The 13,057-nt window shown below is 74.6% G+C and carries 9 protein-coding genes; 3 read left to right on the top strand and 6 right to left on the bottom strand.

The genetic code is table 11. The features are described 5' to 3' along the window. The 3 genes from ACIWVC_RS07150 to ACIWVC_RS07140 form a co-directional block, all read left to right on the top strand. Nucleotides 1-2,026, top strand: a 2,026-nt coding sequence (locus ACIWVC_RS07150) for a DUF6461 domain-containing protein (RefSeq protein WP_396453929.1), incomplete at its 5' end; no start/stop codon positions are given. 143 nt (nucleotides 2,027-2,169) lie between these two features. After that, nucleotides 2,170-4,224 carry a right-handed parallel beta-helix repeat-containing protein gene (locus ACIWVC_RS07145; protein WP_396446512.1) on the top strand — a complete coding sequence of 685 codons (2,055 nt, stop codon included), beginning with the start codon at nucleotides 2,170-2,172 and terminating at the stop codon, nucleotides 4,222-4,224. Nucleotides 4,225-4,365: 141 nt separating this feature from the next. After that, on the top strand, nucleotides 4,366-5,049 hold the full coding sequence (locus ACIWVC_RS07140; protein ID WP_396446513.1) for a response regulator transcription factor: 684 nt from the start codon (nucleotides 4,366-4,368) through the stop codon (nucleotides 5,047-5,049). Nucleotides 5,050-5,061: 12 nt separating this feature from the next. Here ACIWVC_RS07140 and ACIWVC_RS07135 read toward each other — a convergent pair whose 3' ends face one another. Genes ACIWVC_RS07135 through ACIWVC_RS07110 form a run of 6 tightly spaced genes read right to left on the bottom strand, consistent with a single transcriptional unit; the run spans nucleotide 5,062 to nucleotide 13,020 of the window. Beyond that, entirely contained in the window at nucleotides 5,062-6,543 is a 1,482-nt protein-coding gene (locus ACIWVC_RS07135) for an ATP-binding protein (RefSeq protein ID WP_396446514.1), read from the bottom strand. Continuing rightward, on the bottom strand, nucleotides 6,482-7,453 hold the full coding sequence (locus ACIWVC_RS07130; RefSeq protein ID WP_396446515.1) for a carbon-nitrogen hydrolase family protein: 972 nt from the start codon (nucleotides 7,451-7,453) through the stop codon (nucleotides 6,482-6,484). Before ACIWVC_RS07130 ends, ACIWVC_RS07135 begins: the two co-directional genes overlap by 62 nt. Next, nucleotides 7,450-8,244, bottom strand: a complete 795-nt coding sequence (locus ACIWVC_RS07125) for a flavin reductase family protein (protein ID WP_396446517.1) — start codon at nucleotides 8,242-8,244, stop codon at nucleotides 7,450-7,452. Before ACIWVC_RS07125 ends, ACIWVC_RS07130 begins: the two co-directional genes overlap by 4 nt. Further along, entirely contained in the window at nucleotides 8,241-9,221 is a 981-nt protein-coding gene (locus tag ACIWVC_RS07120) for a formylglycine-generating enzyme family protein (protein ID WP_396446518.1), read from the bottom strand. The genes ACIWVC_RS07125 and ACIWVC_RS07120 overlap by 4 nt, the downstream gene beginning before the upstream one ends. Continuing rightward, nucleotides 9,218-11,125, bottom strand: coding sequence for a WD40 repeat domain-containing protein (locus tag ACIWVC_RS07115; protein ID WP_396446519.1), 1,908 nt, complete (start codon nucleotides 11,123-11,125; stop codon nucleotides 9,218-9,220). The genes ACIWVC_RS07120 and ACIWVC_RS07115 overlap by 4 nt, the downstream gene beginning before the upstream one ends. Next, nucleotides 11,113-13,020 (bottom strand): WD40 repeat domain-containing protein, encoded by a 1,908-nt coding sequence (locus ACIWVC_RS07110; RefSeq protein ID WP_396446520.1) that lies wholly within the window; start codon nucleotides 13,018-13,020, stop codon nucleotides 11,113-11,115. Before ACIWVC_RS07110 ends, ACIWVC_RS07115 begins: the two co-directional genes overlap by 13 nt. Nucleotides 13,021-13,057 lie beyond the last annotated feature (37 nt).

Genomic DNA, 13,057 nt, shown 5'->3' with positions numbered 1-13,057 from the left:
CGGGCCCCATGGCGGGCCCCATGGCGGGCCCCGGTTCCACATCGCGGGCCGGCCCGGGGCCGGCGACTCGCCGGTGCTGGACGCGCTCGGCTCGCTGCCGCCCCTGCTGGTCGAACGCCTGCTCGGCGCGCTGGAGCTGACCGTCCCGGAACTGGACCTGGCCGGCGCCCCCGACTTGACCGGGCTCCTCGGGGAGCCGCTCACCGGCGGCTTCGGCATGGCGACCGTCGCCGGGACGAGCGAGGCGGTCCACGGGGCGGCCGTGCTGGACCGGGTCCGGCCGGGCGCGGTGCCGCTGGTCGCCGCGCTGGCCCGGCGGCTGGCCGTCCACCCGCGGGTGGCCGCCCTGCTGGAGGTGTCCCCGGAGGTCACCGACGAGCGGGAGGCGGCAGCGGCGCACGGCGCGGCGCGGCTCGCGCTGGCCGTGTCCACCGCCGCCGCCGTCCTGCACCGGGCGGGCGTCCGGCCCTGGGCCCTCGAACCTCCGGGGGTGATCGGCGTCGCGATCGGCACTGCGGCGCTGCTTCTGCGGGAGGCGCCGATGCCGCCCGGCTACGCCGCCGCAGTGCTCGCCAAGGCGCGGGAGGAATACCTGCTGCCGCTGGGGTGCGCCGGGGCGGTCCAGGTGTCGGGGCACCGGTTCGCGCTCCTGGAGGACGGCGACATCCCGGACGTCGGCTTCAGCGGCAACGGGCTGGTCGCGGTCGTCGCGGGCGGCGCGGTGATCCGCACCGGCGTCGAGACCGGGAACGTCCGGGTGGTGCTGCAGGTGTCGGACAGTCCGCCGCCGGAGGTCGCCGAGGGCTGGGACGAGGTCGTCGAGGTCAGCTGGCGGGCGGCCGCCGGCGGCGCCTCGGTGGTCGGCGCCCGGCCGGTCGAGCCGCAGCTGCGCCGGGTCACCCCGCCGTGGCCGGGCGAGTACCGGCTGCGGGTGCACGCCCGCGGCCGGGACGACGAAGACGGAACCGAGTCCTACGAGCTGGTGGTGTGGGAGGCGCCCGCCGCGCCCGAGATCGTGCACGCCCGTACCGACCGGCTCGGCCACCGGCTGCGCGGCGAGCCGGAGCCGGTGCGTCCCGAGCCGCCGGAGAGCGCCTACCGGTGGGTGCGCCGCAGCTCCCTGTCGGAGGCCGCGACGGTGACGGTGGTGACCGGGGCGGACGCGGCCGGCGTGCTGCGCGCCTTCGGCGCGGACCCCGCCCGGCCGGAGTCTCTGCGGGCCATCGCCGAGGACATGCTGGACCGGGAGTCGATCGATCCCTGGGTGGCGGTGCTGGACATCGGCGGCGCCGTGCTCGCCGTGGAGTACAACGGCTGGCAGGGCTCCACCGGGCCCGTGCTGACCCGCGCGTCGTCCGGCGGGCGGGCCGCGAGCATGTACTGGAACGTCAACGCGCTGACCCGGTTGTCGTTCGCCGAGCACGGCGAAGTGCTGCTGTCGGAGGAACCCTTCGGCCCCCTGGACGCGCCGCCCCGGCTCGACGCGGTGCTCGCCGGTCTCGACTTCGCCGACTTCCACCGGGGCAAGACGATGATGGGCCTGACGGCGGTCCAGCGTTTCACCGGCCACGGCATCACCGCCGAGCACCTCGCCCGCATCGAGGCCGCCGACGTCGCCTTCCGGATCGTGCCGGACCTGCCGCCGCTGCTCCCCAGCCGTCCCAGGCCCGGCGACCCGCTCGGCCCCCACGCGCTGGCCGGGCTGCCCGAATCCGCTCTGCGGGACCTGGCCTGGTGGGCCGCCGCGCAGGCCGCCCGCTACGCGGGCCTCGGCGACGATCCCGACATCACCGCCAGCATCGCGGCCCGTGAACTGACCCCCGACGCGCACCGGCGCGCCCGCCGCTCCCAGCTCCACGACGGCGAACACCGCTGGGTCTGGCTCGCACTGCACCGCGCCACCAACCCCGACCCGCTCGCCGCGGCCGCCGACGGCATCGAGGCGGCGCGCTACGCCGCCGGTCCGCACGCGGCGGACCTGGTCGCCGGCGTCCAGGCGAGGATCACCGGATCCGGCGCGCCATGACCGCCCCCGGCACCGCGGGCTCCGCCGTGAAGATCGATAACAGTCTGGTTGTGAGACTTCCTCGGATTTGAAGATCGTGGTTCCATACGTACCGAGCAAGCGTTCGGGGGATCGGCATGGAACGCTGAGCGAGGGAGTACCGCATGGGCCCGCGGTTTCTCAGAAGGTCGTGGCTGCCTGCGGCGGCCGCGGCGGTGTTGGTCCTCGGCATGGCGCCGGCGGCGCTGGCGCACATCGAGCGGCCGTCGTACTGGCCGTCCCCCGGCCCCGACTGCTCCGTCGACCCGTGCGCGGGCGGGAAGGTGCCGACGCCGCGGAGCCTGGCCTCCGCCGTCGAGGACGTCCCCGGGAGCACGACCCGCGTCGTGTGCCGGCCCGATTCGCTGGAGCGGCTGGACGCCTCCATCAAGCGGGCGCTGAAGTCGGGCTACGACGTCCGCCCGCACGACCACCGGACGCTCAGCGCCGCCGAGGCGCGGAGCCTCAGGCAGATCAACCGGGCGCTGTTCGACCGGTGCCGGTACGACGAGATCCAGCCCGCGGTGACCGACTCGCGGAACAACGACCGGGTCGTGGTGATGCCGGGCCTCTACACCGAGCCCACGGCGCGCCAGAAGCCGACCCACGACCCCGCGTGCGACAAGTACAAGCTGAGCACGGGCGCGTACTCCTACCTCGGCGAGTACATGTGCCAGAACGACGCCAACCTGATCGCCGTGCTCGGCCGGGCCCCCGGCCCCGGCCAGGACCCGGACCCGCCGCTCGTCGACCGGCACGGCATCCCCAACCGGGGCCCGTGCGTGCGCTGCAACCTCCAGCTCGAAGGGTCGGGCGTGAGCGCCGACGACGTGGTCGTGGACGCCGGTGACCCGTCGTCCGGCAACGGCGGCCCGCGCAACTCGGCGAAGGACGTCGGCATCCGCGCCGACCGGGCCGACGGGTTCGTGCTGCGGAACCTGACCGTCCGGCACGCCGAGGAGCACGACATCTACGTGCTGGAGAGCAACGGGTACCTGCTGGACGCCTTCAAGACCTTCTACGCGGGCGAGTACGGCGTGCTCACCTTCGTCGAGGACCACGGACTGATCCAGAACTGCGAGGCGGCAGGCAACGGCGACTCCGGGCTGTATCCCGGGTCGGGCGCGAAGACCGGGGCCGGACGCGACGAGAAGGTCTACCCCACGGCGCGCTACAGCCAGGAGATCCGCTACTGCGACTCGCACCACAACGCCAGCGGCTACTCGGGCACCGACGGCAGCGCCACCTGGGTGCACCACAACAACTTCTACGACAACGCCCTCGGCTTCACCACCGACGTGTTCACCGCCGCCGGGCACCCCGGTTTCCCGCAGCAGGGCGACCTCATCGAGAACAACGACTTCTTCTCCAACAACTTCAACCCCTACCTGGCGGACAGCGACGTGGTGCCGACCGTTCCCGTCCCGGTGGGGACGGGGATGTGGATCGCCGGCGGCGACGACAACGTCATCCGGAACAACACCTTCCGCGACAACTGGCGGCGCGGGGCCATGCTGTTCGCCGTCCCGGACGCGTTCGTCTGCGCCGACGAGCCCATGACGGGCTGCGACCCGTTCAAGCTGTCCACCTCGCACCGCAACCAGTTCTACGGCAACCGCATGACCGGAAACGGCCTGGACTTCTGGTGGGACGCCTTCCCCGGCAACACCGGCAACTGCTGGTACGGCAACGGGACCGTGACCACCTCGCCCGCCGACCTGCCGGACTGCCTGAACGGCAAGGCGCCGTTCCTCAGCTTCGGGTTCGGCAACCTGGGCAACGAGATCGAGCTGCTCACCTGCATGGCCAACCTGAAGCCCGGCGGGCCGTGCCCCTGGTTCACGACCCCCAAGGCGACGACCGCCAAGGCCGCGACCAGGACGGCGCCCGCCGGCGACCACGACCACCCGGAGAGCAGTGAGCTGAACGACGCGAGGCTCGCCGCGATGACCTGCCATTCCTGGCACGAGATGACGACCGAGCAGCGCGACCACATGCTGGGCAAGATGGCGGTGTTCATGGGCGGCCAGATCGACCATCCGGGAGCGCGCGGCACGACGCTGAGCGAGCAGAACGCGACCAAGATGCTCGACAACGCCTGCGGGCTGTCCTTCGCGGGCCCGTTCAAGCTGTACAAGCTCTACGCCCGCGCGGCGGCCTTCCCGCTGCAGCTCCCGTAACGAGCGGAGAACCGGCGCCCGCCGGCGATGATCATGGCGGGCGCCCGCCGCCGCGGCCGGTGCCGTGCGTACTGCCCTGCGGAAGCCGCGGCGCGTCCGGGCACGGCGCGTCGCACGGCCGAGCGGGAAAGGGGTCACGGCATGCGGGTGCTGCTCGTCGAGGACGACGCGTCCATCGCCGAACCGCTGGCGGACGGCCTGGTGCGGTACGGGTTCACGGTGGAGCGGGTCGGCACGGGAGCGGCCGCGCTGGACGCCGCGCACGGCGAGATGGTGCTGCTCGATCTGGGGCTGCCCGACATGGACGGCATCGACGTGTGCCGGCGCCTGCGGGAGGTCTCCGACGTGCCGATCATCATGCTCACGGCGCGCGGGACGGAGACGGACCGGGTCGTCGGGCTCGAACTCGGCGCCGACGACTACCTGGCGAAGCCGTTCAGCCTGCGCGAGCTGGTCGCCCGGATGCGCGCGGTGGGCCGGCGCACCAGGGGGCGGGAGCGCGCGGGCGCGGCGGCCGCGGAGGAGTCGCCGCAGACGGTCGGCGATCTGCGGATCGACCGGCGCACCCGGCAGGTCCGGGTCGCCGGGAAGGCCGTGACGCTGACGCCGAAGGAGTTCGACCTCCTGGTGCTGCTGGCGGAGGATCCGGGCGCGGTGTGCCCGCGGCAGCGGATCCTCAGTTCGGTGTGGGGTCCGGACTTCTTCGGGCTGTCCAAGACGCTGGACGTCCACATCGCGGGGCTGCGGCGCAAGCTCGGCGACCCCGGCCGCATCGAGACGCTGCGCGGGGTGGGGTTCCGGCTCGTCGAGGCGCCGGAGGGCTGAGCGGGCGTCCGGTCACGCCTGGACCGCCGGCTGGGCGGCGAAGCGCCGGGCGACCGGCGGGTCCGCGGCGGGGCGGAGCCGGACGACGGCGTCGAGGCCGCCCCCGGGCGCCTCTTCCAGGGTGATGTCGCCCCCGCTCACGTGGACGAGCCGCTGCACGATGGCCAGGCCGAGCCCGGAGCCCTCGTGGGTCGCGTCCGGCGCCCGCCAGAACCGGTCGAAGGCCCGGCGGCGGTGCTCCTCCTTCATCCCGGGCCCCTCGTCGATGACGTGGAGGCCGACGGTCCCGTCGTCGCCCGGCGCGCCGGATCGCGGGCGGGTCTCGGTCCGCAGCGTGATGGTGCTGCCGGGCGGCGCGATCTGCAGGGCGTTGGCGAGGAGGTTGTCGACGATCTGCTCCAGCGCGTCCGGCACGGCCTGGACCCGCCCGGCCGGCGGTCCGGTGACGGCGATCGTCACGGACTGCTCCGCGGCGAGGGGCGCCCAGGTCGCGGCGCGGTCCCGCAGGACGTCGTCGAGGTCGACCGGTTCGGGGACGGTGGCCGAGTCCTCCAGGCGGGCCAGGGCGAGCAGGCCGCGGACCATGTCGCTGAGCCTGTCGATCTCGGCGATGGCCGCGTCGAGGGTGCCGCGCGCCCGCGGCGCGAGGTCGAATTCGAGGGTCTCCAGCCGGAGCCGCAGCGCGGTGAGCGGGCTCTTGAGCTGGTGCGACGCCTCGGCCGCGAACGCGCGCTGGGCGCGCAGGAGGTGCTGCAGCCGGGTGGCGGTGCGGTTGAAGGACGTGGCCAGGCGGCGCAGCTCCGGCGGCCCCAGGTCGGCGGCGGGAGGGTCGGTGAGGGAACCGCCGGCCAGCTGCTCGGTGGCCTGCTCCAGGGCGTTCAGCGGCCGGATGATCCAGCGCGCCAGCGCGAAGGCGACCACGGTCACGACCAGGAGCACGCCGACGCCGATGCAGGCCAGGGCGATCCAGGCGATCCGGATCCTGGTGCGGGTGTTCTCGGTCGCCGAGGTGAGCCACACCGCTCCCCGCACCTTGGACGCCACGGTCACGGGCTGGGCGGCCGACATCAGCTCCCCTCCCCCGGCGCGGTCGCGGATCGTCCCGGCGGAGGGGCGGTTGCGCAGCGCCTCGGACACCGCGCGGCCGACCTGCCGCTCGCCGTCCGCCCCGCGGGGCCCGTTGCGGGCGGCCGCGGCGGGGACGGCGGGACGGCCCGCCGCGGAGTCGGTGACGATCCGGCCGCCGCGGTCGAAGACCACGACCCGGCCGCCCATGCAGTCGGTGTAGTGCTTGACGATCTCGGCCACGCCGGCCGCGTTCCCCGCGCTCAGCTCCTCCTCGATCAGCTCCGCCACCATGACCGCGTCCCGCTGGACCGAGGCGGAGAAGTCGGACGACTGCCGGCGCGCGAACACGGTGCCGAGCGTGATCTCAAGTCCGAGGAGCACCACCAGGGTCAGCGACAGGTAGCTGAGCAGCAGTCGTCGGGTCATCGCACGGCATCCTTCGCGGGGCGGGCCGGTCCGGTACCCGGACCGCGTCACAGTCGGGTACGGCGGGTGCGACGGGCGAGGTTCGGCATTCGTCCAGCATGTGGAGGTACGCGCGCACCTGGCCGAGCACCCGGGGATCGAGGTCGGCCAGGACGACCTCCTCCCCCGCGCCGGCGGCACGGGCGGCCGCGGCGCCGTCCGGCCCGTAGACGGCGGTGCCTCCGCCGCACGGGCGCCGCCGGGGCCCTCCGACGGCGTTGACGAAGAACGCGTAGACGGTGTTCTCCAGCGCGCGGGCGGCCAGGTAGACGGCCGCGCGGTACTCGTTCCCGGCGGCGTAGGCGGACGGGCACACGTAGGCGTCGGCCCCGGCCAGGGCCGCGGCCCGGCCGTGCTCGGGGAAGGACATGTCGTAGCAGATCCCGAGTCCCAGCCTCCAGCCGCCGGCGTCCAGGACCGTCCCGGAGGCGCCGGGGGCGAACAGGCCGCGTTCCCCGGCGTGCCACAGGTGCTGCTTGTCGTACACGGCGGTGGCCGCGCCGGCCGGGTCGAACGCCAGCACCGAATTGGCGCGGGCGCCGTCCGCGCGGCGTACCGCGGCGCCGGCCAGGACCGTCACGCCGTGGTCGGCCGCCGCGGCGGCGAGCGGGCCCAGCCGGCCGTCGGCGATCCGCCCGCCGGCGTCGGCGGGCAGCTCGGCGCGGTCCGGCGCGGAGGCGATGGTCTCCAGGTCGTACCCGCACAGGTGCAGCTCCGGGAAGACGATCACTTGCGCGCCCCGGCGGGCGGCGTGCGCCGCCAGCGCCGCCGCACGGCGCGCGTTGCCCGCCACGTCGCCGGGCACCGCCTCGGCCTGGACGGACGCCACCCGCAGCGGGGACGCGGGCAGCTCGCGGGCGGGCCGGTTCACCGCGGGCTCCGGGACGGGCGGGTGATGCGCGCGTATCCGGGCTTGGCGCCGTCCCGCTCGACCACCACCCGCCGGCCGGCCGGCCGCTCCAGGGCCGGGCGGGACGGGACCGGCAGGTCGACGAGGACGTCGCCGTGCGCCGTCGAGGCGTGCTCGCCCAGCGGTTCGACCGCGCCGTCCTCGCTCACCAGGCCGATCCGCCAGCGCGCGTCGCCGTCGCCGGCGGGTCCGGTGGCGGCGACCCGCAGCACCCCGCCGGGCAGCAGCTGCGCGGTGGCGGCGACCGCGGCGCGCCGCACCGGTTCGCCGAGCCCGTACATCGCCCCGTGCTTGACCAGGGGGCGGGGCGAACCCTCCGGCAGGTGCGCCGCGACGACCTCGCCCGCGTACATGGTGTGCCCGGGGAAGCGGACGGTCTCGCGGACGACGCACTCGGCCGCGAGCAGCCCGCCGGCCACCCACGGCGACCCGATGGCCCGGGGCGCGCCGAACTCGATCAGCTCGCTGCCGGTCTTGTCGACGTCGGCGACGGAGAAGGCGCCGGCGAAGTCGGCCAGTTCGGCCTGGTCCTCACTGCAGAGCGTCAGGGCGAACTCCCCGGCCTCGGCGATCAGCGCGCCGGTCGCGGCGCGCGGGCCGAGCACCACGGCGGCGTACAGCGGGGCCTTGTTGACGAAGTAGGACCACTCGGCCGCCATCACGTTCGTGATGGCGCCGCAGCGGACGCTGACCAGGCCGACGGTGCTAGTCAGCCGCTTCCACAGGTCGTCGGGGACGGTCGGGGCGGTCATGGGGAACCTGCCTTCGGTGTGCCGGCGGCGAGCCGGAAGCCGATCGGGTAGAGCGGGCTGGGGAAGCCGCCGTGCCTGCGCCGGGTGCGGGCGAGGTCGCCGAAGCGGGCGAAGCCGCCGCCGCGCGCCACCCGGTAGCGCCCGCGGGACGCGGCGAGGTCGTCGGCGACGTAGGGGCCTCCGGGGTAGGGGCGGTAGTCGTCGGCGACGTACTCCTCGACGTTGCCGCCCATGTCGTAGGCGCCGAACGGGGAGCGTCCGGCGGGGAACGCACCCACCGGCGTGGTGGTGTGGACGCCGGTCTCCCTGGTGTTGGCGGCGGCCGGGTCGAACCGGTCCCCCCAGGGGAACTCCAGTCCTCGCGGGCCTTTCGCCGCGTACTCCCATTCGGCCTCGGTGGGCAGCCGCCACGCCCGGCCGGTGCGTTCCGACAGCCAGGCGGCGTAGGCGTCGGCGTCCTCGGGCCGGACCCCTGCCACCGGGTGGTTGGCGCGGTCGTAGGGGTAGGCGCCCAGGTACCAGGTGGACGGCCGCTCGGGGCGGCCGGTGTCGTCCAGGAAGTCGCGGTACTCGGCGTTGGTGACCGGGTAGGCGGCGATCTGGTAGCCGGCCAGTTCGACGACGTGCTCCGGGGTCTCCTTGGCGATCCACTCGGCCTCCACCCCCACATGCGCCCACGCGGCGGCGACCGCTTCGACGTCGCCCGGCGGCAGCCCGATGCGGACGCTGCCGCCCGGGACCGCGCAGGTGGCGGGCACCGGTGTGATGCGGGGGTCGCCGAGGTGGGCCAGCAGCCCGCCCGCCGCGAGGCGCACGGCGAGCGGGGCGGCCGGGTCCTCGACGGTGACGGCCAGGTCCGCCGGGTCGGCGCCGCGCAGCCGGGCGGCGGCACCGTGCGGGAGCCGGAGCAGCTCGGGATCGGTGAGGTCGGCGTGCTCTTCGAAGTGCGGCGACGCCGCCGTGTCCACGGGGTTCATGTCCGCGCCTCCTGCGGGTCGGGAACCGGGGCGTGCCCCGCCGGACGCGTGCCGGACCGCTCGACGAGTTCACCGATGTCCCAGGCCGCCAGTTCGCGGACCGCACCGTCCCGGCCGGGGCCCACGATCAGCACCCGCCCGTCCCAGCCGGCCACCGCCATGCGCCGCCCGTCCAGCCGGGCCATGCACGACACGCCCTGGCGGAACTCGGTCACGAGGCGGCCGGAGGCCAGCGTGCCCGCGCCGTCGTCCCAGTCCACCTCCCAGCAGTAGAGGCCGAAGTCGTAGGAGCCCGCGAGGACGACCGGGGCCGCCGGGGTGCCGAGCAGGCCCACGCACTTCACCGACTCGTCTGCGCCGATGAGGGTCTGCGCCCGCTCCACCGCGGGCGTGCACTCCTCGGGTGCCAGCAGGCCGACCTTGACGGTGTGGTCGCGCGACGCGGACGCGACGACCCGGCCGTCCAGGCAGGCCACGGCGTTGACGAGGTTGCCGTGCTGCCAGAGCGTGACCCGGTCGTGCAGGGGCCCGGCCGCCACCCGCCGGTCGGTCGAAGCGGACAGGAACCGACCTTCGCCGCCGAGCGGCGCGAGCGACTTCACCGATCCCGCGTGCGGGACGCCCCGGCCCGTTGTGCGGAGCGTCCGGGGGTCCAGCGTGATCAGGTCGCCGTTGTAGGTTCCGGCGACCAGGTCGTTCCCGGCCAGGCAGAGCGACGACACCGGAGCACCCAGCGAATCGGTCGTCTCACGCGATCCGCCGCCGCGGCGCACCACCTGCCCGGCGTAGGTCCCGCAGTACACGGTCCCGTCCCGCGCGGCGAGGGACAGGACGGGGCTGTCCGACATGTCCAGCGCGCGGACGGGCGGGCGGCCGCCGCGCGAGCCGTTGGCGTCGTCCGCGCCGACGGCGACGACGGCGCCCGAGTCGCAGCCGATGAGGAGTTCGCGGCCGAGCACCGCGAGCGCGTTCGGGCCGTGCCCCGGCCCGCTCGGGCCGGCGATCTCCCGCCCCGTCGCGGCGTCGAGCAGGTGCGGGCCGTCCCAGAAGCTCCCGGCCGCGACCACCCCCTGCGACACCGCCACCGACCTCGGCCACATCCTGGGATCGCGCATCCGGCGGATCGGCTCCCCCGTGACGTCGAAATGGTGCAGCGAGCCGTCGTAGGCGCCCACCACGAACGAGGAGTCGTCGTCCAGCCAGGCGACGCCGCGCGCCGCCGACGTCGAGACCCGGACCGTGCGCAGGCATTCCAGCCGCGGGGTCAGCAGGTCGACCACGCCGTCGTCGCGGGCCACGGCGAGGACCTTCCCGGAGTGCGACCAGGCGCAGCCCTCGACCGACGTCGCGTAGTGCAGGACCTCGGCGGAGGCCGGGCTCCCCGGCTCGCCGACCGCGACCATCCCGTCCTCGCCCACCGTGGCGACCAGCCCGTCGCGGCTGACCGCGACCGTCATGCAGTGCGCGGCGTGGCCGCCGATCTCGGCGATCAGCGCGCCGGTGCGGGTGTCCCACAGCGTCGCCCGGCCGTCCTCGGAGACGCACGCCAGGCGGCGCCCGTCCGGCATCCAGGCCACGGCGTTGACGTCGTCGGTGTGCCGGGCCAGCACGGTCACGAGGCTGTGCGGGCCGCGCTCGGGGATCCGCCACACGGCCGCCGTCTTGTCCGCCGACGCCGTCGCCAGCACGGCCGGGTCGGCCGGGTTCCACGCCGCGCCGTTGACCAGGCGCCGGTGGCGGAGCCGGGCCAGCGGCACCGGGCGGGACGGGTCGCCGGTGTCCCACACCAGCACGGTCCCGTCATAGGAGCAGCTCGCGAGCCGTCCGCCGTCCGCCCGGAAGGCCACATGGGTGACGGGGGCCCGGTGGCCGGCGGGACCCGGCCGGAGGTCTATCGGACGCATGCCGCCTCCCCGTCCGCCACGGCGGTCCGTCCGGCGGCGGCGTGGTCGTGGTGGACGAGGGTGAACGCGGCCGGCCGCCGGGGCAGCCAGTGGTCGCGCAGCTTGCGGAAGCGCAGCTTCCCGCGCCGCCGGTCGAGCCGGTACAGCGACAGCAGCCCGGTGCGGCAGCCCACCAGCAGGTACGGGACGCCGGCGGCGTCGTGGACCATCGACAGCGCCTTCGGGTAGTCGGGCAGTTCCTCCAGCAGCCCGAGGAGTTCCCCGGTCTCCCGGTCGTAGCCCGCCAGCTGCATCCCGTAGGAGCCGGCGCAGACCAGGTCGTCGTCCACGGCGGCGTTCTCGACGGTGTTGGACAGCAGCTTCGACCACCGGCACACCACGCCCTGGCCGACCACCACCTCCTTCACGCCTCCGTCCCCGGTGATGAAGGCCCGCCCGTCCTGGAACCACAGGCGCTTGGGGTACTCGCCCTGGTCGAACCGCCACCGCACGCCGCCGTCCGCCGCGTCCAGCAGGACGATCACGCCGTTGCGGGTGACCAGGAGCCGGTCGCCGTCCGGGAGGTAGGTCGCGGCCCACACCGGGAGGCCGTCCACATCGAACGCCTCCAGCCGCCGCCCGTCGGCGGCGTCCAGCTCGACGGCGCCCGCGTTGGTCGCGGCCAGCGCCCGCGTCCCGTCCGGCGAGGCGGCGATCGTGTGCGGCAGGGCGGGCAGCTCACCGCTCCACCGGAGGACGCCGTCGCGGCCCGCGCGGAAGACCCGTCGGTCGCGCGTGATGCCCAGCCATCCGTCCGGCAGGGGCGCCACTCGGCGGGTGAACCCGAAGCCGGTCGCGTGCTCGGCCTCCACGCGCAGCATCGGCCCCGCCGCCGAGTCCCGGACGGCGACGACCGCCACGCCGGTGTCGGTGGCGCAGTAGAGCGTGCGGGGATCGTCCGGCGCCGGCTGGACGTCCCACACGGCCTGCCGCCGGAAGCCCGCCGCGCCCCGGAACTCCCCCTCGGCGTCCAGGCGGACGATCTCTCCGTCCTGGCACAGCACGTAGACGTCACCGTCCGGGCTCACGGTCAGATCGGACAGCTGGTGCGGGAAGCCGGTCACCGTGCGGACGATCCGCAGCTGCGGACCGGAGTTGTCGAAGATGTGCAGCTCACCGTCGAAGCCGCCCGCGTAGGCGCGCAGGTGGTCGGGGGAGAAGCCGACGAACTCGACGTCGTCGCGGGCGAAGAGGCACTCGCCGGCCTTCTCCCCGGACATGCCGACGACGACGATCCCGTTGGCGATGTCGGCGTTCTCTCCGGCGCCGAAGTCCTGGGTGGCCCAGAAGCGGTCGTGCCGGGCGTCGTAGCGGACCCGGTGGATGTTGCCGTCGTCCAGTTTCACCGACTCCGGGAACTCGCCGTCGGCGAACGAGCCGAAGCGCAGGTTCCCCTTCTTGTCGGACACGGCGTGCCGGGTCGGATGGTCGGTGCACGCCCATTCCATCGGGCTGTCGCCGCAGATGTTGGGGCGGATGTCGAGCACTTCGAAGGTGTGCAGATCCACCACGAGCATCTGGTGGTGGTAGCCGCTGGTCACGAAGACCCGTCCGTCCCATGCGCAGATCCCCCGAGAGCTCATCGGGGAGGGCCGCTCGTTCGGGATGAGCATCGACGGGTCGCAGACGGTGGCCGGGTCGAGGCGGTCCACCAGTTCCAGCGTCTCCAGGGACCACCGGAACACGGCCCCCATCCGGTCCTTTCCGATGACCCATCCGCCGGCGACCTCCAGTCCGTACAGCGGCCGGCCCTGACGCACGAAAGGCGACGATCTGACGACCTTGAAGTCAGCGTCGAGCAGGTGGACGCGTCCGTAGACGTCCGAGGCGAGAAGCCCCGTGCCTGGCACGTACACGATGCGAACGATGCGGTCTACCAGATCCACGATGACC

It is taken from the genome of Actinomadura sp. (genome assembly GCF_044508335.1).
Taxonomy (GTDB): Bacteria; Actinomycetota; Actinomycetes; order Streptosporangiales; family Streptosporangiaceae; genus Spirillospora.
This window is presented reverse-complemented; position numbering and strand designations above follow the sequence as displayed.